The organism is Microbacterium sp. P26 (genome assembly GCF_023712585.1).
Classification (GTDB): Bacteria; Actinomycetota; Actinomycetes; order Actinomycetales; family Microbacteriaceae; genus Microbacterium; species Microbacterium algihabitans_A.
This window is the reverse complement of the sequence record NZ_JAMAXZ010000007.1, coordinates 103454-129240: the sequence shown is the minus strand read 5'-3', so window position 1 is coordinate 129240 and position 25787 is coordinate 103454. Positions and strand designations below refer to the sequence as shown.

26 protein-coding genes and 1 tRNA gene are annotated in these 25787 nt (G+C 72.1%); 14 read left to right on the top strand and 13 right to left on the bottom strand.

The window, feature by feature from the left end; all coding sequences use genetic code 11:
* Positions 1 to 8 precede the first annotated feature (8 nt).
* Together M3667_RS13795 and M3667_RS13790 are read left to right on the top strand one after the other, a co-directional pair.
* Positions 9 to 1259, top strand: coding sequence for a DUF58 domain-containing protein (locus tag M3667_RS13795; RefSeq protein ID WP_251508808.1), 1251 nt, complete (start codon positions 9 to 11; stop codon positions 1257 to 1259).
* Positions 1249 to 3543 (top strand): DUF3488 and transglutaminase-like domain-containing protein, encoded by a 2295-nt coding sequence (locus M3667_RS13790; RefSeq protein ID WP_251508807.1) that lies wholly within the window; start codon positions 1249 to 1251, stop codon positions 3541 to 3543. Before M3667_RS13795 ends, M3667_RS13790 begins: the two co-directional genes overlap by 11 nt.
* 42 nt (positions 3544 to 3585) lie before the next feature.
* Here M3667_RS13790 and M3667_RS13785 read toward each other — a convergent pair.
* From M3667_RS13785 to M3667_RS13770, 4 genes are all read right to left on the bottom strand, one after another.
* A tRNA-Ser gene (locus tag M3667_RS13785) sits at positions 3586 to 3677 on the bottom strand.
* Positions 3678 to 3834: 157 nt separating this feature from the next.
* Positions 3835 to 4761 carry an acetamidase/formamidase family protein gene (locus M3667_RS13780; RefSeq protein WP_251508806.1) on the bottom strand — a complete coding sequence of 309 codons (927 nt, stop codon included), beginning with the start codon at positions 4759 to 4761 and terminating at the stop codon, positions 3835 to 3837.
* On the bottom strand, positions 4758 to 6182 hold the full coding sequence (locus tag M3667_RS13775; RefSeq protein ID WP_251508805.1) for an APC family permease: 1425 nt from the start codon (positions 6180 to 6182) through the stop codon (positions 4758 to 4760). Before M3667_RS13775 ends, M3667_RS13780 begins: the two co-directional genes overlap by 4 nt.
* Before the next feature lie 34 nt (positions 6183 to 6216).
* Positions 6217 to 7119, bottom strand: coding sequence for a proline iminopeptidase-family hydrolase (locus tag M3667_RS13770; RefSeq protein ID WP_251508804.1), 903 nt, complete (start codon positions 7117 to 7119; stop codon positions 6217 to 6219).
* Positions 7120 to 7197: 78 nt separating this feature from the next.
* Between M3667_RS13770 and M3667_RS13765 the strand changes: the two genes are divergently transcribed.
* The gene (locus M3667_RS13765) at positions 7198 to 7941 is read left to right on the top strand and encodes a FadR/GntR family transcriptional regulator (protein WP_251508803.1); all 744 of its coding nucleotides are present in this window, start codon (positions 7198 to 7200) and stop codon (positions 7939 to 7941) included.
* Positions 7942 to 8116: 175 nt separating this feature from the next.
* On the opposite strand, the gene M3667_RS13760 is transcribed toward M3667_RS13765, so the two are convergent.
* Both M3667_RS13760 and M3667_RS13755 read right to left on the bottom strand, forming a co-directional pair.
* Positions 8117 to 8704, bottom strand: a complete 588-nt coding sequence (locus M3667_RS13760) for a GNAT family N-acetyltransferase (protein WP_251508802.1) — start codon at positions 8702 to 8704, stop codon at positions 8117 to 8119.
* On the bottom strand, positions 8701 to 9054 hold the full coding sequence (locus tag M3667_RS13755; protein ID WP_251508801.1) for a MerR family transcriptional regulator: 354 nt from the start codon (positions 9052 to 9054) through the stop codon (positions 8701 to 8703). The genes M3667_RS13760 and M3667_RS13755 overlap by 4 nt, the downstream gene beginning before the upstream one ends.
* Before the next feature lie 136 nt (positions 9055 to 9190).
* Between M3667_RS13755 and M3667_RS13750 the strand changes: the two genes are divergently transcribed.
* Positions 9191 to 10684, top strand: a complete 1494-nt coding sequence (locus M3667_RS13750) for a SulP family inorganic anion transporter (protein WP_251508800.1) — start codon at positions 9191 to 9193, stop codon at positions 10682 to 10684.
* Positions 10685 to 10726: 42 nt separating this feature from the next.
* On the opposite strand, the gene M3667_RS17070 is transcribed toward M3667_RS13750, so the two are convergent.
* Positions 10727 to 11662, bottom strand: a complete 936-nt coding sequence (locus M3667_RS17070) for an AraC family transcriptional regulator (RefSeq protein WP_251508799.1) — start codon at positions 11660 to 11662, stop codon at positions 10727 to 10729.
* A gap of 303 nt (positions 11663 to 11965) precedes the next feature.
* Here M3667_RS17070 and M3667_RS13740 point away from each other — a divergent pair, with 303 nt between their 5' ends.
* Positions 11966 to 12307, top strand: coding sequence for a hypothetical protein (locus tag M3667_RS13740; protein ID WP_251508798.1), 342 nt, complete (start codon positions 11966 to 11968; stop codon positions 12305 to 12307).
* Here M3667_RS13740 and M3667_RS13735 read toward each other — a convergent pair.
* Positions 12304 to 12798 (bottom strand): MarR family transcriptional regulator, encoded by a 495-nt coding sequence (locus M3667_RS13735; RefSeq protein WP_251508797.1) that lies wholly within the window; start codon positions 12796 to 12798, stop codon positions 12304 to 12306. The two genes, M3667_RS13740 and M3667_RS13735, sit on opposite strands and share 4 nt — an antisense overlap.
* 271 nt (positions 12799 to 13069) lie before the next feature.
* Between M3667_RS13735 and M3667_RS13730 the strand changes: the two genes are divergently transcribed.
* The 5 genes from M3667_RS13730 (at position 13070) to M3667_RS13710 (ending at position 17648) form a co-directional block, all read left to right on the top strand.
* Positions 13070 to 13270 (top strand): hypothetical protein, encoded by a 201-nt coding sequence (locus M3667_RS13730; protein WP_251508796.1) that lies wholly within the window; start codon positions 13070 to 13072, stop codon positions 13268 to 13270.
* 198 nt (positions 13271 to 13468) lie between these two features.
* On the top strand, positions 13469 to 14665 hold the full coding sequence (locus tag M3667_RS13725) for a glycosyltransferase (protein WP_251508795.1): 1197 nt from the start codon (positions 13469 to 13471) through the stop codon (positions 14663 to 14665).
* Between the two features lie 79 nt (positions 14666 to 14744).
* Positions 14745 to 15839, top strand: coding sequence for a type III polyketide synthase (locus M3667_RS13720; protein WP_251508794.1), 1095 nt, complete (start codon positions 14745 to 14747; stop codon positions 15837 to 15839).
* 38 nt (positions 15840 to 15877) lie between these two features.
* Entirely contained in the window at positions 15878 to 16543 is a 666-nt protein-coding gene (locus M3667_RS13715; RefSeq protein ID WP_251508976.1) for a methyltransferase domain-containing protein, read from the top strand.
* Positions 16536 to 17648: an NAD(P)/FAD-dependent oxidoreductase gene (locus M3667_RS13710; protein ID WP_251508793.1), complete on the top strand. Its 1113-nt coding sequence runs from the start codon at positions 16536 to 16538 to the stop codon at positions 17646 to 17648. Before M3667_RS13715 ends, M3667_RS13710 begins: the two co-directional genes overlap by 8 nt.
* Before the next feature lie 10 nt (positions 17649 to 17658).
* Here the strand turns inward: M3667_RS13710 and M3667_RS13705 are convergent, their stop codons facing one another.
* Complete coding sequence (locus M3667_RS13705; protein ID WP_251508792.1) at positions 17659 to 18492, bottom strand: UbiA family prenyltransferase; 834 nt, start codon at positions 18490 to 18492, stop codon at positions 17659 to 17661.
* A 262-nt stretch (positions 18493 to 18754) separates the two neighbouring features.
* Here M3667_RS13705 and M3667_RS13700 point away from each other — a divergent pair, with 262 nt between their 5' ends.
* A complete protein-coding gene (locus M3667_RS13700; protein WP_251508791.1) occupies positions 18755 to 19210 on the top strand; it encodes an Hsp20/alpha crystallin family protein in 456 nt (151 codons plus the stop codon).
* A gap of 68 nt (positions 19211 to 19278) precedes the next feature.
* Here M3667_RS13700 and M3667_RS13695 read toward each other — a convergent pair whose 3' ends face one another.
* On the bottom strand, positions 19279 to 19620 hold the full coding sequence (locus M3667_RS13695; RefSeq protein ID WP_251508790.1) for a sugar ABC transporter ATPase: 342 nt from the start codon (positions 19618 to 19620) through the stop codon (positions 19279 to 19281).
* 184 nt (positions 19621 to 19804) lie between these two features.
* On the opposite strand from M3667_RS13695, the gene M3667_RS13690 reads away from it, so the two are divergent.
* Both M3667_RS13690 and M3667_RS13685 read left to right on the top strand, forming a co-directional pair.
* On the top strand, positions 19805 to 21025 hold the full coding sequence (locus tag M3667_RS13690) for an NAD(P)/FAD-dependent oxidoreductase (protein ID WP_251508788.1): 1221 nt from the start codon (positions 19805 to 19807) through the stop codon (positions 21023 to 21025).
* 115 nt (positions 21026 to 21140) lie between these two features.
* Complete coding sequence (locus M3667_RS13685; protein ID WP_251508787.1) at positions 21141 to 21593, top strand: SRPBCC family protein; 453 nt, start codon at positions 21141 to 21143, stop codon at positions 21591 to 21593.
* A 65-nt stretch (positions 21594 to 21658) separates the two neighbouring features.
* Here the strand turns inward: M3667_RS13685 and M3667_RS13680 are convergent, their stop codons facing one another.
* Positions 21659 to 22651, bottom strand: coding sequence for an aldo/keto reductase (locus M3667_RS13680; RefSeq protein ID WP_251508786.1), 993 nt, complete (start codon positions 22649 to 22651; stop codon positions 21659 to 21661).
* A 151-nt stretch (positions 22652 to 22802) separates the two neighbouring features.
* Here M3667_RS13680 and M3667_RS13675 point away from each other — a divergent pair, with 151 nt between their 5' ends.
* Positions 22803 to 23267 (top strand): hypothetical protein, encoded by a 465-nt coding sequence (locus M3667_RS13675; RefSeq protein ID WP_251508785.1) that lies wholly within the window; start codon positions 22803 to 22805, stop codon positions 23265 to 23267.
* A gap of 93 nt (positions 23268 to 23360) precedes the next feature.
* Here the strand turns inward: M3667_RS13675 and M3667_RS13670 are convergent, their stop codons facing one another.
* Positions 23361 to 24689, bottom strand: a complete 1329-nt coding sequence (locus M3667_RS13670) for a Cpe/LpqF family protein (RefSeq protein ID WP_251508784.1) — start codon at positions 24687 to 24689, stop codon at positions 23361 to 23363.
* Positions 24690 to 24781: 92 nt separating this feature from the next.
* Entirely contained in the window at positions 24782 to 25693 is a 912-nt protein-coding gene (locus M3667_RS13665; protein ID WP_251508783.1) for a hypothetical protein, read from the bottom strand.
* Positions 25694 to 25787: the final 94 nt, after the last annotated feature.

Genomic DNA, 25787 nt, shown 5'->3' with positions numbered 1-25787 from the left:
GGCCGGCCGTGCGCCGCTGGTGGCCGTTCACCGTCCGTGGCACCGGCGCGGTGCTGCTGGCCGTGGCGTCGTTCGTGATCGCCCAGCGCGCCGGCATCCCGGAGCTGTTGTATTTCGCCTCGCTGCTGGCGGCGCTTCTCGCGGCCTCCGGCATCGCTCTGCTGCTCACGCGGGGGGCGGGTTCGGTGACGCGCACGATCACCCCCGAGGTTCCCGAGGTTGGCGCCCGCGCGAGCGTGCTCGTGCGCGCGGGCCTGCAGAGCGCGCTGCCCACGGGTCCCGGTCGGTGGCGCGACGCACTGCCGTCGGGCCTCTCGGGTCGGGCGGAGGGCGCCTCTCCCGGCCTCTCGTCGACACTCGCGGGCGCGGGCGGAACGATCGAGGTGCGTTACGAGGTCGTCGGCACGTCGCGCGGCATCCATTCCCTCGGTCCGTTCGAGGTCACCACGACGGATCCCTTCGGCCTCGTGCGGCGGCGGCTCGCCCTTGGGCGCCCCACCGCGGTCACCGTGGGTCCGGCCGTGGTCGACCTCGCGCCCCTGCCCACCGCCTCGGGCGAGGCCGGCGGTTCGCGCCAGACGACGACGATGCAGCTGGGCCAGGGCGCCGACAACCTCGTCGCCCGGCCCTACGCCCCGGGCGATTCGATGCGGCGCATCCACTGGCGGGCGACGGCGCACCGCGACACGCTCATGGTGCGCCAGGAGGAGCAGGAGTCGTCTCCGGCCGCGACCGTCGTCTTCGACCGCGCTCTGTCGCGCTGGTCGCCGCTCGCCGCGCACGCCCCCGGCGCCGATGCGGCGTTCGAGACGGCCGTGAGCGCGTGCGTGTCGGTCATCGCGCGTCTCGTGCACGAGGGCTACACGGTCGACGTGGTCGACAGCGACGGGGCCCTGCTCACCGACCCCGTCGAGGGCGGTGACGACATCGACGCCCGCCGGACCGCGGCGGGCTTCGCGAGCCTGCGCGCGCGATCCGACGACCCCTCGCACCGCATCGTGCCCGCCTCGGCCGGCGCGCTGCTGGGCCCGGTCGTGGTGGTGACCGGACGACTGGGGGCCGACGATCGCGCGTCGCTGGGAACCGTGGCTCGACACTCGGCGATGCCGGTGCTGATCGTGGTCGCCGACGAGGGAATCGATGCCGACCTCGACGGCCTGCGCGCCGGCGGATGGCGCGCGGCACTCGTGCGGTCGGGCGGGGAGGTCGCCGCGGCCTGGGACGACGCCATGGAACAGGGGTACTCCCGTGTCGGCTGATCTCACGGTGCTGCGCACCCCGCGTCGACGTCGCGACGCCACGATGCTGACGCTGGGGCTGTTCGCCGCGATCGTCTCGGCGATGCTGCCGGTGTTCTCGGTCATCGCGCCGGGCCCCTGGGTCGCCGGTGCCGTCCTCGTGACAGCCGGGGTGCTGGGCGCGGGCCTGCTGGTGCGCATCGCCCGCCTGCCCGCGATCCTCGCCAGCGCCATCGAGCTCGGCGTGTGGGTCGTGCTGCTGACGGCGATCTTCGGTCGCACGACGGCGCTCCTCGGGCTCATCCCCACCCCCGCCACCTTCGCGAGCGTCCCGGGTCTGCTCTCGGGTGCGTCGGAGGAGATCCGCCTCGGCGTCGCCCCCGTCGAACCGGCCGTCGGCCTGGCGTTCCTGCTCGTGGGAGCGATCGGCGGGCTCGCCCTGGTGCTGGACCACGTCGTGCTCACGGCCCGGATGCCGTTGCTCGCCGGCGTCGGTCTCGTCGCGGTCTCGTTGATCCCGACCATCGCGATCCCCTCCGACGTCGACATCGTCGCCTTCGTGCTGCTGGCGGCGTCGCTGCTGTTCCTCCTGCGCGTCGACACGCGTGCTCGGGCGATCGCGGCGTCCGACCGGGATCCTGCCCCGCGTCGCCTGGGCGCCTCCTCGACCGCGCTCGGTGTCGCCGCCGTCGCCGTCATCGTCGCCGTGGTCGCCACCCCGCTTCTGCCGCAGCCGGGCCTGCGCTTCGCGACCGGTGGAACGGGCGGTATCGGGACGACGATCAACCCCAACCTCGAACTCGGCAACGACCTGCGCCAGCCGCGCGAGGTCGACGTGCTGACCGTGCGCACGACCGGGCCGACCGCCCCGTACCTGCGTGCTGTCACGCTCTCGCGGTTCGACGGCGCCGTGTGGCAACCCGACAGCTCCGACACGGTCCCCGTGCCCCCCGACGGGCCCGTGTTCGACCGTGTGGGCGTCGACCAGGACATCGCGCTGGCCGACTGGTCGACCACGGTCACCGTCGATCAGCTCGACAGCCCGTGGTTGCCCGTGCCCTACCCCGCCTCGACCGTCACGGGACTGTCGGGCGATTGGCTGGGCATGCCGCAGAACCGCACCGTCGTCACCCGCGCCGGCTCGACGCGCAACCAGGTGTACGAGGTGCAGGCGAACGTGCCCCGCCCGACCCTCGAGCAGATCCGCGCCCGTCAGGTCGGCAGTCCCGACCTCGACCCGGCGCTGAGCTCGCTGCCCCCCGACGTCCCCGCCGTCATCGGCGACACCGCCCGGCAGGTGACCGCTGGCGCGAGCACGTCGTACGACGCGCTGATCGACCTGCAGACGTGGTTCCGCAGCAGCGCGTTCCGCTACTCCCTCGATGCGCCCGTCGAGGCGGGCTTCGACGGGGCGGGGATGGATGCCGTCGCCGACTTCCTGCAGGTGCGCGCGGGCTACTGCGTGCACTACGCCTCGGCGTTCGCGGTGATGGCGCGCTCGCTGGGCATGCCCTCGCGCATCGTGATCGGGTATCTCCCCGGCACGGCCTCGAGCATCCCGCAGCAGGGGGGAACCGAGTACACGGTCACCTCCAGCCAACTGCACGCCTGGCCCGAGGTGTACTTCCAGGGCATCGGCTGGGTGCCCTTCGAGCCGACCAACAGCCTCGGCGTTCCCACGAACTTCGCCTCCAGCTCCACGACCGGCGGGGCCGCCCCCACGACCCCCGAAGAGGACGCGGCCGTTCCCTCGACGGCGCCGTCGCCGGCGGCGTCGTCGGCGGATCGCGGAGACACCGGGGCGGTGGAGGCGGGAGGTGCGGGCGTGGGCGCCCGCACCGGCACGGCGTGGATCCCGTCCGTCGTGATCGCGCTGGCACTGCTGCTGCTGGCCGCCGCACCATCTGTCGTGCGCACCATCGTCCGGCGCCGTCGACTCGCCGCCGCGCGGGCGGGAGACCCGGTGGCCGCCTGGACGGCGATGCGCGAAGACGCCGTCGATCTCGGCATCCCCTCCCCCGCGAGCGTGTCGCCACGTGCCTACGCCGCCCAGCTCGTCGACGAGCACGGCGTGGCCGCCGACGACGTCGATCTGCTCCGCGGTGCCCTCGAAGAGGTCAGCTACGCCGGAACGGCGCCGGATGCCGCAGCGGGACCCGCGCTCGCCGACGCGGTCGAGCGCGTCCGCACGCAGTTGGCGTCGGGGGCATCCCGCACACGGCGCCTCGTGGCGCGCGTCGCGCCGCGCTCACTCATCGTGCGGCCGGGGGCCGAGGCTCCGGAGCGCGAGACCACCGCCGTCTGACGAGCGAAGAGCGCCACCCCCTGAGGGGTGACGCTCTTCGTGTGGCGGAAGTGACAGGATTTGAACCTGCGAGGCGAGTTACCCCGCCTACATGGATTCCAGCCATGCTCCTTAGGCCGCTCGGACACACTTCCAAGGGACGATGTTACACGGCGCTCCGACCCCGCTCGAACCGGCGGCGGGTCGCCGCATCCCCGCAGGTGCCGCGAGACTGCATCTCGCTGACAAGCCGGTTGCAGGCTGCGCACGTTTTGTCAGCGAGGTGCAGTCTCAGCGGGATTCGGCCCGGGGTCAGAGCACGCTCTTGGGCAGGCGGTGCAGGGTCACCGCACCCACGGCGCGGAACGGATGCAGCGGATCGGGCGTTTCCGACCCCGTCGGCCCGCCCAACTCGCTGTGCACGAGGGCGCTCATGACCGCGTACGCGTCCATCCGGTCCCAGCCGCGCTCGTCGACGAGGTCGTCGAAGACGTCCTCGTAGCCGCGCCGGACGCTCTCCTGCACGGGGTCGCCCAGGCCGACGAAGATCCACTCCTCGTCGGTCTCGACACGGGGCGCGCGCAGAGCGGCATCCGGGATCACCTCGACCGAGACGACGGCCACCCCCGCCGCCTCGATCGCGACGAACGACGACTCGCCGCGGGCCATCACGGCGTGGATGTCGCCGATCGACAGCAGAGCCCCCTCGACCTCCACGGGCAGGTACACCGTCGCGCCCGGGGCGACGTCGGTGAGGTCCATGTTGCCGCCGAGCGCGGTCGTGGGCATGACGGTGGAGTTCTGCCCCGTCGCCGGCGCCGTTCCGATGCACCCGATCATCGGGCGGGCGGGCACCACGTGCCGCTCGGTGAGGTGCACGCCGGCGGCATCGATCGGGATGCGCCGGCTGACGACGTGATCGGGCATGCGGTGCTGCAGCGCTCCGGCGCCGGGGAGGCTCTGCGACCAGCCGTAGTCCCCCAGGCGGATCTCGTGCACGTGCACCGCGAGCGCGTCGCCCGGCTTCGCCCCCTCGACGTACACGGGGCCCGTCACCGGGTTGATCGGCGCCTCGAGGGCAGCGAGATCGCCGTGCTCGTGCAGCTCGGCGTACACCGCGTCGTCGGTCTCGAACGCGATCCTCTCGCCGGTGCCGGGACGGATGCGCAGCACCGGGGGCACCGACGCGTCGTACCCCGGGCGACCGTGCTCCTTGCCGAGCCGGTGCTCGACGGTCATCGGGACGCCACCTCTCCGCCGCCCTCTCCGGCGGTCGCCGTGGCGTGCTCGGGCAGGGGTCCGGTAGCCCCGCCGCTCTTGCGGGCGAAGATCACGTAGACGATCGCGCCGACGACCAGCCACAGGATGCCGCCGATCTTGGCGGTCATGTCGGCGTTGAGCAGCACGTACCCGATGATCAGGAAGCCGACCAGCGGCACGACGAGGTGGAGCAGGTAGTTCTTCGACTTCTTCTTGCCGAGGTAGTACGCCGCGACCGACACGTGCAGCAGCATGAAGCCGAGCAGGGCACCGAAGTTCACCAGCGACGAGATCACCGCGATCTGACCGACGAAGAACAGCACCAGCACGAGCGAGATCGCGCTCACCAGCAGGATCGCCGCCATCGGCACCTGGCGCGAGGTGACCCTCGACAGGAAGGCGGGAAGGCGCCGGTCGCGGCTCATCGAGTAGAGCAGGCGCGAGGTCGCCGCCTGGGCCGCGACCGCGTTGGCGATGCCGACCGCGATGACGTTGACCGCGAGGAAGGCGGTCGCCCACCCGCTGCCGGCAGCCTGGGCCACGAGCAGGAAGAAGGCGTTGTTGACCTCGTCGTCACCGAAGGCGATCGTGCCGGCGGCGAGGGCGCTGGCGAACCAGGTCTGCGCGATGAAGAGCACCGCGACCACGAGCAGCGCGATGATCATGGCGCGGCCGCCCGATCTGCGGTCGCCCGTGGACTCCTCGGCCATGGTCGAGATGCCGTCGAAGCCGAGGAAGCTCAGCACCGCGATCGACAGGGCCGTGGCGATGAGCGCGGGGTTGACCTTCTCGGCATCCCACAGCGGAGCCATGGTGAACTCCGCGCCGGGGATCGTGCCGGACGACAGGGCGACCATCGCGATCACGACGAAGATCACCACGAAGGCGAGCTGGATCGCGAGCATGACCCGGTTCGCGATCTTGATCGAGCCGATGCCGAGCACGTTGATGACGGTGTTGATGATGACGAACGACACGGCCCAGATCCACTGCGGGACGTCGGGGAAGATGCCCGCCATCGACGAGGCCGCGAACACGTACAGCAGCGTCGGCACGAGCAGGTAGTCGAGCAGGATCGCCCACCCCGCGAAGAAGCCCACCGTGGGGTGCAGACCGCGACCGACGTACGAGAAGACGGAACCGGCGATCGGGAACGCCTTCGACATCTGCGCGTAGGCGAGGGCGGTGAAGATCATCGCGATCACGCCGGTGAGGTAGACCAGCGGCACCATGCCGCTCGCGGCGTTGAACACCACGCCGAAGATCGCCCAGGGCGCGATGGGCACCATGAAGACGAGACCGTAGACCACGAGGTCGAAGGTGGACATGGAGCGCTTGAGCTCCTGCTTGTAGCCGAACGACTCCAGCGACTGCTGAGCCTCGGGGGCGGGGTGCGACATCGGGTCTCCTTGTTCGGGTGGGGTGGGGCGGGTGTCAGGGAAGGGGCGCGAGGAAGTCGGCGATGACCGCGCGGAAGGCGTCGGGCATCTCGAGGTGGGTGCAATGGCTCGCCCCGGGGAACACGTGCGAGCGGGCGCCGGGGATGTGCGCGACGAAGGGCTCCCACGTCTCGGGGGTGGCCTCGTCGAACTCGCCGGCGACGACCAGCGTGGGCACGGCGACCTGGGGAAGGCGGTCGATGATCGTCCAGTCGCGACCCGTGCCGACGACGTGGAACTCGTTCGGCCCGTTCATCGTGAAGTAGACCGTGGGGTCGGCGAGCATCTGCTGCTCGCTGTCGACGAAGTCCTGCGGCATCGGCGTGACGCGGCACACGTGGCGCTCGTAGAAGATGCGGGTGGCCTCGGCGTACTCGGGGTCGTCGAGGGTGCCGGCGGCCTCGTGCCGGTCGAGGGCGTCGCGGGCGTCTTCGGGGAGCTCGGCGCGCAGCCGCGCTGCGCCCGCGAGCCAGAGGGCCATGGATGCCGGGGAGTTGCAGATCTCCAGGCTTCGCAGCCCCGCGGGCTGACGCACGGCGATCTCGGCGCCGAGCATGCCGCCCCACGACTGACCGAGCACGTGGTACTCGTCGAAGCCGAGCGCTTCGCGCAGGTTGTGGAACTCGTCGACGAACAGCTGCGGCACCCACTGGGAGGCCGGGGCGTCGGGGTGGTGCGAGCTCCTGCCGCAGCCGATCTGGTCGTAGTGCACGACGGTGCGACCGGTCAGCTCGGCGAGGGCGTCGAGGTTCGAGACGTAGTTGTGGGCCATCCCGGGGCCCCCGTGGAGCACGAACAGGGGTGCGGCGCCGGTGGGCTCGGCCGGTTCGGTCAGGCGGGCCCAGGTGAAGCCGTCGCGGAAGGGGACGGAGATCTCGCGTTGCGTGGAGCGATGCATGCAGTCATCGTGGACCCGTTAAAGGTGCGTTGGCAAACCTTTTCTGCGGAATTAACATGGGAGAAACGACGGGAGCCCATGGCCGACACCGACGACGCCTCTCTGGTGGAGCGCGTGACCGAGCGACTGATCACCGCCGTGGCGGTGGGCGAGTTCCTCCCGGGCACCCGTCTTCCCGCCGAGCGCGACCTCTCCCCCCTCCTGGGCGTGGGACGCACCACGGTGCGCGCCGCCCTCGACGACCTGTCGACACGCGGCCTGATCGAGCGGCGCCGCGGCCGGGGCGGCGGCACCTTCGTCGCCGAGGACTGGCCCGCCTCGATCGTGGTCGGCGTCGACCGGTGGTTCGAGGAGCGCTGGAGCGACCTCGTCGACGCATGCACGGCGAGCTCGATGCTGCACTCCTCGCTCGCCCGGCTGGCCGCCGAGCGGCGCACCGACGCCGACATCGCCGCGATGCGGGGCCGCCTCGACGACTTCCACTCAGCGGAGTCGGGCGACCCCAAGCAGCGCGCCGACAGCCTGCTGCACCTCGCCATCATCGACGCCGCGCACAACACCGCCCTACGCGACATCCTGCTCGAGCACGAGCGGCACCTCTCGCTGTCGGCCCCGGCGCACCCCTGGGGCGACCGCGGAAGTCACCTCCGTATGGAGACGCGCGCCGCCCGCGAGCACGACGCGATCGTCGATGCGATCGTGCAGGCCGTCCCCGACGAGGCCGCCGAGCTCGCGCGCCGACACGTGCAGATCGATCTCGAGCTGTTCACCGAGGCGCGCGAGTTCGCCCGCCGTCGCGCCGCCGACGCCGCCGCAGGCTGAGCCCGCGCCCCGCGCCTCGCGCCCCTGCCCAGCGCCCCTGCCCCGCGCCCCGGCCCTCGCGGCAGGGCTCACGTGAGACTGCATCTCGCTGACGAGGCGGCAGCAGGCTGTCGCCGTCTTGTCAGCGAGATGCAGTCTGAGCGGGAAGGCGAACCCTCAGCGGGGCTGCGAACCCTCAGAGGGAAGGCGAACCCGAGAGACGCTCCTCGAGACCGGCGCGCACCGTGGGCCACTCGTCGCGCAGGATCGAGAAGTACAGCGTGTCGGCCACGCTGCCGTCGGGAGCGATCCGGTGCTGTCGCAGGCGCCCCTCGCGCGTTGCGCCGAGGCGTTCGATGGCGCGAGCGCTGCGCTCGTTGCGGGCATCGCATCGCAGCGCCACGCGATTGACGCCCCACGCCTCGAACGCGTGGGTGAGCAGCAGCAGCTTGGCGGCGGGGTTGGTCGGTCCACCCTGGAAGGCTCGGCCGTACCAGGTCGTCCCGATCTCGACCCGCCCCTGCGCGGGCACGTACTCGTAGAACGTCGTGGCGCCGCGGACCTCGTCGGTCTCGGCATCCCGCACCGTGAAGGCGTACAGACCGGGCGTCGCACGCTGCTGCTCGACGCGCGCGGCATAGGCCTCGACCGAGTCCGCCCAGGGCGTGGTCATGCGACTCCACAGCTCCGGGTCGGTCAGCGGCCACGCCTCGGCCGCGTCGTCGGCTCGAGCCGGAGAGAGACGGATGCCATGGCCCTCCAGGACGATGTCGTGCGCGGTCATCGCGCCTCCAGCTGAGCCACGAACTCGTCGGCGGCGGCGACCTTGCGGCGGAGGTCTTCGCGACGCTGGTGCGCCTCGTCGCGGATGTCGGCGAGCTGCGCACGCAGCGCCTCGTCGGAGGGATCGGCTTCGAGCCCGTCGACCACCGAGAGCAGCTCCCCCATCTGCTCGAGGGAGTAGCCGAGCGGCTTCATGCGGCGGATGAGGAGCAGGCGCGACTCGTCGTCGGCGGTGTACAGCCGGAAGCCGCCTTCGCTGCGGGCCGAGGGACGCAACAGGCCGATCTCGTCGTAGTGACGGAGCGTGCGGATCGACAGCCCCGTCCGCTCGGCGAGCTCGCCGATCTGCATCGGTCGCACCTCGATCATCGCATCCCCGATCCCGCAACCCTCTCGTTACGGTAGAGTTCACTCCGTCGCGATCGCGACCCCCCTATTCTTCCCCGCGCCGACGCGGGTCCCCTCCCCCACCTCCTGGAGACTCTCCATGACCTCTGCCCTTACGCGCCCGCGCACCGAGCCCACCGTCCTGCAGGCCCTGCGCTCCCCCCGCCTCCTCACCCGCGAGGTGCTGGCCGGGCTCGTCGTCGCCATCGCCCTCATCCCCGAGGCGATCGCGTTCTCGATCATCGCCGGCGTCGACCCGCGCCTGGGCCTGTTCTCGTCGTTCGTCATGGCGGTCGCCATCTCGTTCCTCGGCGGACGCCCCGCGATGATCTCGGCCGCCACCGGCGCGATCGCCCTCGTCATCGCCCCCGTCGCCCGCGAGCACGGGGTCGACTACCTGCTCGCGACGGTGATCCTCGGCGGCATCCTGCAGGTGATCCTCGGCCTGCTCGGGGTGGCCAAGCTCATGCGCTACATCCCGCGCAGCGTCATGGTCGGCTTCGTCAATGCGCTCGCGATCCTCATCTTCACGGCGCAGGTGCCGCAGCTGATCGGCGTGCCGTGGGCGGTCTATCCGATCGCCGCCGCGGGACTCGCGATCATGTACCTGCTGCCGCGCCTGACCAAGGTCGTGCCCGCCCCGCTCGTGGCGATCGTGCTGCTGACCGGCGCCGTCGTCGTCCTCGGCATCTCAGTGCCCACCGTCGGCGACCAGGGCGCCCTTCCCGAGAGCCTTCCCGCGCTGCTCGTGCCGAACGTCCCGCTGACGGGCGAGACCCTCGCGATCATCTTCCCGTTCGCGATCGCCATGGCCATCGTCGGACTGCTCGAGTCGCTCATGACCGCGGCGCTGGTCGACGACATCACCGACACCCCCTCCTCGAAGACGCGCGAGTCGCTCGGGCAGGGCGCGGCCAACGTGCTGTCGGGCCTGTTCGGCGGAATGGGCGGGTGCGCGATGATCGGCCAGACGATGATCAACGTCAAGGCGTCGGGGGCCCGCACGCGCATCTCGACCTTCCTCGCGGGCGTCTTCCTGCTGATCCTCGTGCTCGCGTTCGGCGATGTCGTCGCGATCATCCCGATGGCGGTGCTCGTGGCCGTCATGATCGTCGTCTCGGTCGCGACCTTCGACTGGCACAGCATCCGCCCCGCGACTCTGCGGCGGATGCCGGTGAGCGAGACGATCGTCATGGTGCTCACCGTCGCCGTGACGGTGTGGACGCACAACCTCGCCATCGGCGTCGGTGTCGGCGTGATCGCCGCCGCCGTGCTCTTCGCCCGCCGCGTCGCGAGCCTCACCCGCGTCACGCGCGAAGTCGGCGCCGACGTCGCCCGCTACACCGTGGAGGGCGAGCTGTTCTTCGCCTCGAGCAACGACCTCACGACGAAGTTCGCGTACCACGACGACCCCTCGCGGGTGGTCATCGACCTGTCGCGCTCGCACGTGTGGGACGCCTCGACGGTCGCCGCCCTCGACGCCGTGCGCACGAAGTACGCGCACGTGGGCACCACGGTCGAGCTGGTGGGCATGAACGACCACGCCTCGCGCTTCCACGACCGCCTCAGCGGAGAGCTCGGCGCGGGGCACTGACCCGGCGCGGGCGACCGCCCCGGCGCGAGCGACCGCCCCGCGTCAGGAGCGCAGCGTCGTGGAGGGCGTCTCGCCGAACTCCCCGCGGTACATCGCCGCGAACCGGCCGAGGTTCGAAAAGCCCCAGCGCGCGGCGATCGCGGCGACGGTGTCGACCGACGGATCGGCGCTGCGCAGCTCGGCGCGCGCGGCGTCGAGACGCACCCGACGCAGGTACTGCATGGGCGTACGACCCGTCGCGGCGCGGAAGGCGTACTGCAGCCCGCGGGGCGACAGACGCGCCGCCTGGGCGATGTCGGAGAGCACCACGGGCTCCGCGGCGTGCGCTTCGACGTACGCCTTGGCGCGGCGCACGGGAGCGGGCAGCGGCCGCGAGGGTCGACCCGCCGCGAGGGCGTCGGTGAAAGTGGTCGGGAAGGCCAGGAGCGACGCCTCGAGCATGAGGGTGCGCGCCTGCTGCTCGATGAGCGGGGTGCGCTCGGGCGAGCGCAGCAGCACGTCGCGCGTGTACTCCCACGTGCGCGACCAGTAGCGCATGCGCTGCTCGCTCACGGGGGCGTAGCCCGTGGCGCGCACGCGCAGGGTGTCATCGCCCGAGAGGCGACGCGCGGCCTCATCGAAGTCGGTGCGCGAGAACGAGACGGCGGTGCCGGCGATCCTCCCCGTGAAGGCGATCTCGAGGGGACGATCGACCACCATGAACGGCACGGCGGCGTCGATGCGCTCGCGGCGGTAGGTCGCCGAGACCCGGGGCCCGGCGATGCGCCCGACGACGACCTGGTCGAGCGGGTCGGATTCCACGAGCATGGTGGAGCCGATCGTGTAGTCGCAGAACGCGAACCCCGGCTCGGATGCCGCGTGCCAGGTGAGCGCCGGCTGGATCGCCTCGGCCCGCGAGATGCGTGCGCCGGGGACGACCGTCTGCCACAGGTGCTCGACGGTCTCGGCGTCTCGCGTCTCGATGTTCGTATGCTCCACGAAGTGTCCTCATTCGTCCGGGATCGACGGCGATTACCGGCGCGATAGCGCAGGTGAATGCGGGAACGCTCCCACGCAATCGACACGACGAATGCGAAATCTCGCGGATGCCCCCCATCCGCTTTCCACCGTATCTTTCTCGCGAGCATTCATGCGCATTTCGACTTGATCAGCCATAAAATGAAGCGCTCGATACGGAATGCGCATTCGCGCGAGTACTCCTAGACCAGCGGGTACCGGCCGCGCGCGAGGCCATAATTGGGAGTGACGCCGCCCGGCGCCCGACCCGCCGAAGGGACACCCATGCCGTTTCGCACCATGACGACCCTGCAGGCGTGGGTCGACGACTTCCGGGCGATGGGCTACGACCACGCCGAGATGCTGCGCGTGATCCCGCAGGACAGCGACGACGGCTCCGACGCGGGACTGATCGCTGCGCAGCTGCGCAGCGTGTCGACGACGTTCTTCATCGCCCCCGGTCCGGAGCAGGGGTCCACGGAGTGGGCGGTCACCTTCGAGCCGCGCGAAGACGCCGCACCGCTGCCCGCCGGACGCGTGATGGCACTGTCGGGCGAACTCGCAACCCTCAGCGCCCTGTGCTCGTTCCTGCAGGCGCGCTCCGAAGCGTTCATCGCCGCCGACTAGCCCTCGTCTTCGGCGGGGGCCGGAACGGTCGGCGACCTCTCTTGCTCGGCGCCGCCGAGCAGGTGGTCGATCACGCGGGCCGCGACGGCCGCGTCGGCGGGGTCGAGATCGGCGACGGCCTTCTCGATGCCCGCGTCGAACGCGCGCAGGTGGCACCAGGGCTCGTCGTCGAGATCGACGGTCGCGGTGATGTGGTTGACGCGGCGGTCCTCGTCGTCGAGGTCGCGGCGCACGGCGCCGCGCTGCACGAGGCGGTCGATGAGGGTCGTGACGCCCGCCGAGGTGATGCCCAGGTGGTCGCGCACGTGCGAGGGACGGGCGCCCGGGTTCTCGGCGACGAACATCAGGGCGCGCGCGTCGAGCTCGTTGAGCGAGAGCACGCGCCGCGCTTCTGCGGCCGCCGTGCGGCGGGCCTCGCCGTAGGCGAGCAGTGCGCGGCTCAGGTCCGACCCCGGCGAGGGGGGCGTCGAAGCACCGGTAGGCGTCTGCACGAGGCACGATCGTACTCACTGCAGCCCAGAGCGCCGCCCGCTTGCGCCCGCGCGCCGTCATCGTGACCTGCTGTCCGGACACGCTGGCCACAGGTTCGTGAACACCCCGCGGGTCGGGCCGGTGGCGAAACACGCGATCCGCGCCGGGCATGCGCACCGTGTCATCGCTGTCAAGGGCGCATCGCACCGCGGACCGCGGGGTTACGACTGAGGTCACGACCCCGTCGGGAGACGGGCATCCCCGTCGGGAGACGGAGCGAGGAGAACGACCATGATCTACGGACAGCAGAGCGGACGACAGACGGGCTCGGTGTGGAGCATCGCGATGACCGCCGCCATGGGCAACGGCATCGGCCCGCGCTCGATCGATGAGGCGCCCCAGCCGCCGGCGACGACGCCCGCGACGAAGCGGTGGCCCTGGTCGCGCGCGCACGAGGCCGGTGAGGCGAAGGAGGTCGCGCCCCAGGCGTGATCGACCGCCCCTTCACCCGACGCGTCGGTTCCTTCCCCCGGGAGCCGGCGCGTCGGCTCGTTCACGGGGGCGAACCGGGTCGTGTCCCGGCGTTCATGCGATGGTCTCGTGGACGTAACCCACCACTCGGGGTCGAGCCTTCAGCATGGGACGACCGCGTCCGCGGTGCCCCACCCCCGGCCCCGAAGGCGACTGACGATGACTCGACCCATCCGTGTGCTCTCGCTCTACGAGGGCTTCTTCGCCGGTGGGGCGCGCATCCTCCACTCCGATGTGGTCGCCGGCCTGTCGCAGGGCGGGGCCCAGCAGCACCGCGTTCTCTCGCTCACCTCCGCGGCGCGCCGCGATGCCTCCCTGCAGTTCGCCCGCGACGACACGCGCTTCCGCCGCCTGCAGCAGGCGGGCGTCGTGATCGACACGTTCGACCGGATCGCGGGCGATCGTCCCCTCGCCCCCGAGGAGTTCACCGCGACGGAGCTCGCTCGGGCCGCGGCCCTGTTCACCGAGGCCGATGTCGTGCTCTCGCTCAAGGAGCAGCCGCTCAGCCTCGTCGTCGCGCTGGAGCGGGCGGGTCTGCTCCCCGACCGCCCGCTCGCCGCGTGCCTGCACCGCTCCGACCCGACGCACTCCGGCCCCGCCCTGGAGTGGTTGACGGATGCCACGGGCAGCGGCGCCGTGACCGCCACGATCTCGTGCGCCGAATCGACCTCGCTCGCTTACGCGCGCGCCGGTGTCGCCGCCCGCGAGGCGCGGGTGATCGACAACGGCATCGACACGCGACGCTTCCGCCCCGGTACGCGCGTGCAGCGCCGACGCATCCGCGCGGGCCTCGGCATCCCCGACTCCGCCCCCGTCGTACTGCTGGCCGCGCGGTTCGACGCGATGAAGGACCCAGGGCTCTTCCTCCGCGCCGTCGCTGCGCACGCGCGTCGCGCGCCCGGAGCGCACTACGTCATGTGCGGCTCGGGGATGACGGCCGACAACCCGGCCTTCGCCGCCCTGCGGGCCGAAAGCGGGGTGGGCGAGGCGGTGAACCTGCACGCGCTCGGGCTGCGCGAAGACATGCCCGAGCTCTACCGGATCGCCGACATCGTCGCCCTCACGAGTGCCTTCGGGGAGGCCTCGCCGCTGTGCCTCGTCGAGGGAGCGGCATCCGGAGCCGTGCCCGTCACCACCGACGTCGGCGACGCCGCGCGCATGATCGACGGGTTCGGCCTCGTGACCGCCCGCGACGAGTCGTCGATCGTGGCGGCCTGGACCCACGCCCTCGCCCACCGGCCCGCCCTGCGCGCCGCGGCCGTCGCCGCCCGCGGGCGCCTCGACCGACGGCGCATGATCGACGACTACCGTGGAGCCATCGCGGGGTTGCTGTTGCCGGATCTGGTCGCCGCCTGAGGCGCTGGCACGAGAAGCCGCGCACGACAACCGGTCCCCGATCCGCGCCCGGTCGGGTGAAACCGTGTCAAGGTGAGGCATGACCGCCCGCATCGTGTCGATCGGCACGGCCCTGCCCGATACCCGTGTCTCCCAGACGACATTGCGCGACCTGTTCGCCGCGCAACCCGGGTTCGACCGCAAGAGTCAACGCCTCGTGGGCGCGGCGTTCGACGCGGCCGCCATCGACACCCGCCACGTCGTGCTGCCGCAGCTGGCGGGCACCGAGGTCGAGGGGCTCCCGGTGCGCGACGGCGACACCCTGCTCATGCCCCCGACCGGAGCGCGCAATGACGAGTACCGCCGCCGCGCGCCCGACCTCTTCGCCGCGGCCGCAGGTCGAGCGCTGTCGGGGTCGGGGTACGGGGCAAACGAGGTGACCCACGTCGTGACGGTGTCGTGCACCGGCATGTTCGCCCCCGGGCCCGACTACCACCTCGTGCGCGACCTCGGACTCTCGCCCACGGTCGAGCGCTACCACCTCGGCTTCATCGGCTGCGCGGCGGCGATCCCCGCCCTCCGCCTCGCCGCCCGCATCGTCGGCGACGACCCCGCGGCGGTCGTGCTCGTCGCGTGCTGCGAGCTGTGCTCCCTGCACTGGCAGACCTCCTCGCACCCCGACCAGATCGTCGCCGCCTCGGTGTTCGCCGACGGTGCGGGAGCGGCGGTCGTGGCATCCGGGGACTCCTCTCGAGACGGCCTCGACCTCGACGGATTCGCCACCCACGTGACCGACGACGGCGAGAAGGACATGGCCTGGACCGTCGGCGACTCGGGGTTCGAGATGACCCTGACCCCCGAGGTGCCCCGGATCATCGGGCGCGAGATCTCGGCCATCGCCGACGACGTACTGGGCGATCTCTCCGCCGTCGACGCGTGGGCCGTGCACCCGGGCGGGCGCAGCATCCTCGACCGCGTCGAGAACGCCCTGGGTCTGGATGCCGCCGCCCTCGCCCCCTCGCGCGAGGTGCTGCGCCGACACGGCAACATGTCGAGCGCGACGCTGCTGTTCATCCTGCGCGACCTGCTGGCCGATGCGGAGCGCGTCGAAGGCGACAGGGTGGCCGCCCTCGCGTTCGGGCCGGGGCTCACGGTGGAGGCGGCGCGGCTGACCATGCGCCGCACCGGCGCGTGAGCACGCTCGCCCGGCGCGACACCGCGCTGACCGAGTTGATGGACGACCCCGACTGCGACCCCCGGGCCCTCGCCGCGACGTATCGGCGGTTCGACGTGGTGAACCGTCTCGTCTCGGCGTGGGGGCACGTGTACCGCACGCGGGTGCGCCCCGAGCTGCGGGCCCTGGGCCGGCCGGCGCGCGTGCTCGATCTCGGATGCGGGGGCGGCGACGTCGTGGTGCGGCTCGCGGGGCTGGCCGCGCGAGACGGACTCGAGGTGGAGTGGGTCGGAGCCGACCCCGATCCGCGCGCCCTCGAGGCCGCGCGCGAGCGCGAACGATCCGGCGTGCGGTTCGTCGCGCAGGGGTCGGACGACCTGCTGGCCGCGGGCGAGAGGTTCGACCTCGTGATCTCGAACCACGTGCTGCACCATCTCGACGCCGACGGGCTGCGGCGCTTCGCCGACGACTCGCTCGCCCTCTCGCGCGGACGCGTGCTGCACGCCGACATCGCCCGCGGACGCCTCGCCTACGCCCTGTACGCCGCGGGGATCGCCCCTCTGGCCGCCGGCACCTTCCTGCGGGTCGACGGGCTGCGCTCGATCCGTCGGAGCTATCGCGCGCCCGAGCTGGCCGCGGCCCTCGGCTCGCCCTGGCAGGTGGAGACCCCCGCGCCGTTCCGGGTGCTCGCCGCGGCTCGAGGGCGGGCGGATGCCGATGACTGAGGTGCTCGTGGTCGGCGCCGGCCCCGTCGGGCTGGCGTTGGCCGCCGACCTGCGCGCGCGGGGCGTCGACGTGGCCCTCGTCGAACGTCGCACCGAGGTCGGAGCGGGAACGCGGGCGATCGGCATCCACTCCCCCGCCCTCGCCCTGCTCGAGGCCTCGGGGGCCACCCACGGGATCCTCGAGCGAGCGGTGCGGATCGCCCGCGGAGAGGCCCGAGCCGACGGACGGCTGATCGCCGCGATCCGCTTCGATCGCCTGCGGGCGCGGCACCCGTACGTGGCGGCGCTGCCGCAATCCGACACGATCGAGGTGCTGACCGCCCTCGCCCCGCCCGTGCGGCGCGGGGTGACCGTGGAGTCGCTGCGGCAGGAGGCGGACGGCGTGCGGATCGGCATCGCGGGGGCCGACGACCTGCGCGCCAAGGTCGTGGTCGTGGCATCCGGATGGGCGGGACGCTCGCTCGTCTACCGCGACGGCGCCGTGCGCTCCCACCACTACCCCGATCGCTACGTCATGGCCGACGTCACCGCGCCGGGCGGCCCGGTCGCCCGCGTGCACCTCGAGCGCGACGGCGTGGTCGAGTCGTTCCCCCTCCCCGACGGACGCAGGAGGCTCGTCGCGTGGGCCGGGCGGGAAGAGGTTCCGGATGCCGCGGCCTTCCTGCACCAGGCGGTGGCGCGCCGCACGGGGGTCGAGGTCGACACCACCGGGGCGTCGAGCTTCGGCGTGCGCCGCGCGGTGGCTCCCGCACTCCGTCGCGGCCGGGTGATCGTCGTCGGCGACGCCGCGCACGAGGTGAGCCCGATCGGCGGTCAGGGCATGAACCTCGGACTGCTCGACGCCCTGACGCTCGCCCCGCTGCTCGCCCCGTGGGCGCGCGGGGGCGACGGCGAAGGCGTCGACCGCTGGGAGCGCGACCGCCTCGCGTCGGCCCGGCACGCCGCGCGCCTCGCCTTCCTCAACACCCTGCTGGGCCGCGCCTCCGGTCCGCGGGCGCACGCGGCCCGTTCCGCAGCGCTCCGCACCGCCCTGCGCGGACCGGGTGGCGCGCTGTTCACCCGGGCCTACGCGATGCGCCTCGACCGGGCGGCATCCGGAACCTGAGGACCGGCTCCTAGGAGACGACGAGCTGCGCGGCCAGCAGCAGCGCCGCGAGCATCGTCAGCTGGAACACCGCGCGGCCCGGAGGCCGCACCAGCACGAGCACCGCGGTGACGACCGCGACCACCACGACGGCCGTGAAGAACACCGTCCCGACGGCATTCGCCCCGCCCGAAGGCCCGAGCAGCACCGCGAGTGCTCCGACCACGATCCCGGCCGCGGCGATCAGCACCGACGCGCGGGCACCGAGGCGGTGCGGCAGCCCGCGCACGCCGGTGCGGCGGTCGTCGTCGAGGTCGCGCACGACGTTGGTGAGGTGCACGGCGGCGCCCAGCGCGGCTCCCGCGAGCGCCGCCCACGGCGCAGCAAGCTCCGGGTCGGGGCCGGCGAGGGTCGCGAACGAGGGGAAGAGACCGAAGCTCAGCACGAACGGCACGATCGAGACCGGGGTCGACTTCAGCCCGGCGTTGTACGCCCAGGCCGAGGCGAGGGCGATCGCGTGCGCCGCGACGAGGGCAGCCCCCAGCGGCGCGGACAGCAGCACGGCGAGCACGAGGGCTCCGACGGCCACGGCCAGGGCGCGCTCGGGCGTGAGGGCTCCCCCCGCGATCGGCTTGTCGGTGCGCCCGACCGTGGCATCGCGAGCGCCGTCGATCGCGTCGTTCGACAGTCCGACCGAGACCTGCCCCGCGAACACCGCCACGACCAGCAGACCCAGGCGCCACGGCTCGAGCCCCGCGGCGATGCCCAGCGCGAGGGAGAGGACGGTCACGACGAGCGTCGGCCCGGGGTGGGTCGCGCCCCACAGGGCCCGCAGGGGCGACCTCGTGGTCGCGGCATCCGTCACGGGTCCGACGCTACCGCGCTGCGGCGGTCCGCCGGCCCGCGGCGGTGCCGCTCGTGAACGACGGCGGGGATCCTCCGCGACGCGCCGGGAGCCGGCATCCGGAATCGGCGTGTCGACCAGGTGGCCCGCCGTCGTGCACGCGTGAAATGTCTTGGCACTCTCCTGTGTCGAGTGCTAATCTGGTCGTAGTTGAGCCACATGGACTCAACTTCACAGAACATCCGGGATGCCGAGTCCCGACCGATCGAAAAGGAGAACGACCATGGCCACCTACGACCCCTTCCGCGACCTCGACCGCCTCGCGTCGACACTCCTCGACGCCCGCCGCGGCGGTGGTCCGCGACGGATGCCGATGGACCTGTACCGCGACGGCGACCACTACGTGCTCGCGGCGGACCTCCCCGGCGTCGACCCCGGCTCGGTCGACATCGACGTCGACGGTCAGCTGCTCACGATCCGCGCCGAGCGCACCCTCGGCTCGGGCGAGGGCGTCAAGTGGATCACGCGCGAGCGCGAGACGGCGTCGTTCGTCCGCCAGCTCAACCTCGGACAGGGCATCGACACCGACGGCATCAGCGCGTCGTACCGCAACGGCGTGCTGAGCGTGACGATCCCGGTCAGCGAGAAGGCGAAGCCCCGCCGCATCGCCGTCTCGACCGACGACCGCGACGGTGTCATCGAGGCGTACGAGAGCACGCCTCAGCTCATCGAGCAGTAATCCGCACACGACGATGCCCCGACCCCCTCATCGAGGGTCGGGGCATCGTGCGGTGTTCGGGAGAGCTCTCAGAGGTCTTCGGGAGCGAGGTCGCCCTGGCCCTCTTCACCCAGCTCGACCACGCCCGGGTCCATGCCCTGCGAGTCGGTGCCGGTGGACTCGGGGTGGATGTCCTCGAGCGGGATGTCGCTGTCGTCGGCCGGGATCTCGGCCGGGTCGGCCCCGGTCGCGGTGGCCGGGTTGATGTCGGCGGGATCGGCGCCCTCGTCGAGGGCGGTCGTGGCGTCCCACTCCGCCTGGGCGGGGTCGAGCGCCGGATCGGGCTCGATGGAGGTGTCGCCGTCGCGCAGCGGCTGCACGCCTGCCATGGCCGCGTCAGAGGGCGTGGGGTCGATCGATGCGTCGCTCATGGGGGATCCTTTCGTCGCAGACCGCGGGTGGCGGCGGTTCTCTCATCAAACGGGGCTGCGGTCGCCCGCCGGTGCCCCTTGACAGGTCCCCGCGGTCGCCGTCGCCGTCGCACGCGGCCCCTGTCAAGGCGCTGGCGCCGTCGTCGTCGAGGACGCACGGTGAGGGGAGACGAGAGGATCCCCCATGCCCGACCCCCGTTCCACCGTGCCCGCGCGCGCGACCCCGCGCATCGTCGTGATCGGCGGCGGCAACGCCGGACTGTCGATCGCCGGGCGCCTGCACCGCGCCCGTCTCGGCGACATCACCGTGATCGAACCGCGCGAACAACACGTGTTCGCTCCCCTGCAGTCGCACATCGCCGGGGGCGCCGCCCGCGCCTCGGAGGCCGTCCGCCCCCAGGCCGACGTCATCCCGCCGGGGGTGAGGTGGCTGCGCGACGAGGCGTTCACGGTCGACGCCGACGCCCGACGCGTGCACCTGGTGTCGGGCGGTCGTATCGACTACGACCAGCTCGTCGTGTGCGCGGGCCTCCGCATGGCGTGGGAGCAGGTCCCCGGCCTTCCCGAGGCGATGGCGGATGCCACGGGCATCTCGAACTACGACTACGACCTCGCAGCCAAGGCCTCCCCCGCGCTCCGCGACTTCCGCGCCGGCACCGTGGTGTTCACGCAACCGCCCGAGCCTGCGTCATGCGGAGCCGCGGCGCAGAAGCCGATGTACCTCGCCTGCGACTGGTGGCGCTCGATCGGCGTGCGGGGCGCCATCCGGGTGGTCTTCGTGTGCCCCGACCCCGTGCCGTTCGGCATCCCCGCCATCGACCGCGAACTTGAGCGCAAACTCGACGAGTACGGCATCGAGGTGCGGTACAGCCGGGAGCTTCGAGCGGTGGATGCCGCGGCACGGACGGCGACGATCGGTCACGGCGACGCCGAGGAGACGATCGCCTACGACCTGCTGCACGCCGTGCCTCCGCAGCGGGCTCCCGAGTGGATCGCCGGCAGCGGCCTGGCGGCCTCGGACGACCCGCACGGCTTCGTCGACGTCGACCCCGAGACGCTGCAGCACACCCGGCATCCGGAGATCTGGGCCCTCGGCGATGCCGCGACCGTCGCCACGCGCCGGTCGGGCGGGGCGATCCGCCGGCAGGCTCAGGCGCTGGTGAAGAACATGCAGGCCGTCCTGGCCGGGCGCACCCCCACGGCGAAATACAACGGATACAGCGTAGTGCCGTTCACGGTGTCGCGGGGCACCGTCGTGTTCGCGGAGTTCGACCGCCAGGGGCGCCTGCAGCCCAGCGTCCCGTTCTGGCGCTCCCTGTACCGCGAACGGCGACTCTCGTGGATCGCCGACCGCCGCGTGCTGCCGTGGGTCTACTGGCACCTCATCCTGCGCGGCCGCGCCTGACCGCCGTCTCCCCGCGTATAGGCCACGATGCGCGATCCCTCAACCCCCGGGCCGTGGGCGGGGAGGCGCACGAAGACTGGGGGCAGCCCCGGAAGACACACAGGAAGAGGACACCATGGCCCAGGTCATCGAAACCATCGACGTCGACGTTCCCGTTCGCGTCGCCTACAACCAGTGGACGCAGTTCGAAGAGTTCCCGCACTTCATGAGCTTCGTGGAGTCCATCACGCAGAAGTCCGACACGCTCACGCACTGGAAGGTCAAGATCGCCGGAGCCGAGCGCGAGTTCGACGCCGAGATCACCGAGCAGCACCCCGACGAGCGCGTCGCGTGGAACAGCGTCGGCGGCGACGAGAACCACGCCGGGGTCGTGACCTTCCACCGCCTGTCCGACACCGAGACGCGCGTCACGGTGCAGATCGACTGGGCTCCCACCGGCGTCCTCGAGAAGCTCGGTGCCGCCTTCGGCGCCGATGACCACTCGGTCAAGAAGGATCTCGACAACTTCAAGAAGTACATCGAGTCGCGCGGAAACGAGTCGGGCGCCTGGCGCGGCGACGTCAGCTGACGTCACCTTCCGAACGAAAGCCGGGCTCGTCCACACGGACGGGCCCGGCTTTCGTCATGCCGGTCTCACCACTGCGGGTGGATCTCCGCCCGCAGACGCCGGTCGTACACGTCGCGCACGAGCGCGTCGAAGGCCGCGAGGTCGAAGCCCCCGTCGATCAGATCGGCCGCGGCGGCGTTCGCGGTGGCCTGCTGCACCGACCGGGCTCCCGGGATCACCGAGGTGATGCCTTCGCGCGACGCGATCCAGGCCAGCGTCGCCGCCGGCAGCGTCACGCCCTCGGGCAGGGCGTTCTTGAGCTCGTCGGCGGCCGACACTCCCTCGTCGAAGGGCACGCCCGAGAAGGTCTCGCCCTTGTCGAACGCCTCGCCGTTGCGGTTGTACGTGCGGTGGTCGTCCTTGTCGAACGTGGTGTCGTGCGTGTATTTGCCCGACAGCAGACCGCTCGCCAGGGGCACGCGCGCGAGCACGGCCACGTTCTTCTGGGCCGCGAGCGGCAGCACCTCGTCGAGCGGCTTGAGGCGGAACGGGTTGAAGATGATCTGCAGGTTGGTCAGGTTCGGCCGCTGGAGGGCCGACAGGGCCTGATCCATCGTCTCGACCGAAGCGCCGTACGCGGCGATGACCCCTTCGGCGACGAGCTGGTCGAGGGCGTCCCAGGTCGCGTCGTCGTCGATGACCGCCGACGGCGGGCAGTGCAACTGGACGAGGTCGAGGGTGTCGGTGCCGAGCAGACGCCGAGAGCGGTCGAGCCAGCCGCGGAAGTTCTCGATCGTGTAGTTCTCGGGCACCTGGTCTTCACGGCGGCCCATCTTCGTCGCGACGGTGATGCCCGTGGCAGCCGTGCTCCGGAGGAATTTGCCGATGATCTCTTCGCTGCGGCCGTCGCCGTAGACGTCGGCGGTGTCGAAGAGCGTGACGCCGGCGTCGGCCGAGGCCGCGAGCACCGACAGGGCCTCGTCTTCGCTCACCCCGCCCCAGTCGGGGCCGAGCTGCCAGGTGCCGAGGCCGATCGCCGAGACCTCGCGGCCGGTACGGGAGAGGGGACGCTGCTGCATTGCGGTTCCTTTCGAAGCTGCTCCGAGCCTACCCAGGGGCTCCGACATGGCAGGACGCACGCTCCGGATGCCGCGACCCGGTGACGCGCAACCCCGGTCCGCCCCGATGGATCGGCGCCTAGCGTGGCGGCACACCGACGGAAGGAACACCATGGACAGCCCCGCCGACCACCTGCCCGGAAGCGACGAGGAGAACCTCGTTCCCGAATCCGACGGTCTCGCCGCCGATGTACCCGCGGGCGCCGCCGGCGCCGACACGGGCGCCGTGGGAGCCGCGCGCATCGACCCCGACGACGAGGCGCGCGTGCAGGGCATCTCCAGCCAGAACGACCTGCCGGGGGTCGGCACGCGCGGCGCCGACGGAGAGCGCGAACACGGCGGCGACGGCGGCTCGACCTCGCGTCACACCGAAGACGTCGACACCGCAGACACCGACGACCACACGGTCGACGAGTCGGCTGAGAAGACGCCGGCCTCGCCCGCGCCCGGCGACGACGGCCCCGAGCCGCACGTCGACGCCGACGACCCGATCGCGAAGTTCCAGCCGGGGGTCGGTCGCGATTCGGCGGCCTCGAGCCGCATCGCGCAGACGCTGCCCGACCCCGACCGGGCCTGACGACCGCGGCGGGGCGGCCGGGAGAGCCGGTCGCCCCGCGCGTGCGGCGCGGTCCCTTCGACGGGCTCAGGGGCCCTCTGCGGGGCGCTGCGCTCAGTGCGCGAGGCGCAGGGCGTCTTCGGCGAGGTGGAAGAAGTCGCGCGTCGCGCCGGTGACCGCCGCGGCATCCGCCGACGACATCATCAGCACCACGATCGCCTCGCCGTCGTCGTCGCGCACGAACCAGCTGCCGGTCACGACGCCCCGGCTCGAACCACCCTTGAAGGCCACGTACGGCCACGTGCCCACGTCGAGGCCCTGTCCGGGGTTCTCGCTCAGGATGCCGAGCACCTCGGCGTCGCCCGTCTGCTGCAGCGCTCGGTGCACCCCGGCGACATCCGCGGCCGAGGCGAACCAGTCGAAGCCGTCCTGCCACATGGGCGCGACGACCGCCGCGCCGTCGACGGCGAGCGGCGCGGCGTCGATGCGGTCGAGCAGAGCACGCTTGCCCGCGACGTCGGCGGCGGCCCACTCCTCGCGGGGCGCCGGATCCCCCCAGCCGAGCGTGAACAGCTCCTTCGTCGAGACGAACGGCACCAGCACCGCGGGGTCGGCGTGTCCGCTGCGAGCGACCGCCGCCTCGACTCTCTCGCGGCCCAGTCGGCCGATCAAGAGGTCGGTCGCGGTGTTGTCGCTGATGCGGATCATCGCCGACGCAGCCTCGCGCACCGTCACCTCGGTCCCGGTCGCTTCGTCCTGCAACTCGCCGGAGGGGAGGCTGAGGTCGGCGTCGCCGAGCACGAGCATCTCGTCCCACGACAGATCGCCGGATGCCACGGCATCCGTCACCGCGAGCAACACGTACAGCTTGAACACCGAAGCGAGCGGGGCCGGTCGTGCGCTGTCGATCTCGAGCATCTCGTCGTCACCGCGGACCACCAGCGCGCTGACGTCGCCCGGCAGGGCGCGCAGCCGCTCCTCGACCTGGTCGAGCGAGGTGGAGGGCTCCCAGGGCGCGGCGACCGGGCCGAAGACCATGCCGGTGATGCGGTCGTCCGCGTCGATCATGAGCGTCAGATCGAAGGGGTCGCCCAGGCTCCCGGCGACGGTGGCGACCGCCTGGGTGTCGGTGCCCTGGTAGGCGGTGACGGTGAAGGGGGCCGCGGGCCGGATCTGCCCGTTCAGCAGTTCGGCGACCTGCTCCGCCGACACCTGCTTCTGGAAGTCCTCGTCCAGGACGCGGGCCCAGGTTCCGGGGGTCGTGTCGTTTTCGGCCTCGAGCTGGTCGAGAACCCACGTCATCCGCTCCCCCACCGCGGTGGAAGGGATGTCGACGGAGGCCGCACGACTCGAACGGGACTCGGGGGCCGCGCTCGTGCACGCGGTGAGCGCGGCGACGGCGAGGACGGACAGGGCGGCGGCGAGGCGACGGGCGAGAGTCACGGTGATCCTTCCGGGGGGCGGGGATACCTCCACGCTACGGATCGCCCACGCCCCATCGCCTCCCCCTGTCGAGGGAGATCAGCCGCGCTCGATCACCGCCCCACGAACAGGAAGGCGGTCGCCGCCAGCACCACGAAGACGCCTCCGGCGATGCCGTAGTAGGTCCAGTTGGTCGTGCGCGTGACATCCGAGGAACGGTCTCGGACGGGGAGACCTGCTCCGCTCGTCGCGCCCCGCTCCGGTGCGGGCGCCGCCGGCACGGCGGATGCCGCGACACCATCCCCCGCAGCCGGTGAGGCGGCGGCGGGTAGGGCGGGGAGCGCGGGTGCCGCGGTCGCGAGCGAACGGCCGACGACCTCGAGCACCGCGAAGACGCGCTGCCACACAGCCGGATCGGGGACGGACAGGCGACCCGGGTGGTAGAGGAACAGCCAGCCGTCGACGATCTCGAGATCGAACGCGAGGTCGTCGGTGAGCAGGGCTCCCAGTTCGGGCGTCACCACCGCGGCGGCCCACGCGGCATGCTCGGGCGCGACGTACACCGACCCGGCATCAGGGCGGCCTGCGATCGGCGACGGCGAGACGCCGGGCAACGCCGGCAGCGGTGTCTCGGCGCGCGCGCGTGCCGTCTCGACGATGAGCCCGGGGGTGGCGAAGGGCAGGCGCACGGCTGCGTACCCCCACTCGACGCTGAACTGGTTGAGGTTGACCGTGAAGGAGGAGGCGCTGTTGCCGATCTCGAGGGCGGCCGGCCCGGGAACGCGCACGATGTCGCCCGCTCGCTGCAGCTGACGGCTGCGCCCGCGGTCGTCGCGGAAGACCACTCCCGGGAAGGGCTGCGAGCCCGCACCGACGAAGTACTGCCATCCGTTGGCCGCTGCGAAGGCCGACACCGCCTGGGCGTCGGGCTTGAGCTTCGGGTCGCGATGGGGCGGATCGACCAGGGCGTCGTACGCGACGGGGGTGGGAAGGGCGATCCAGCTGTCCTGCTCGTGGGCATTCACCGTCACATCATGCCCGCCGCACCCTTTCCCTCGGCTGCGACTACCCCGGATGAGTCCGCCTCACTAACATCGACCCGGCGAAAGGAAGTGGGGA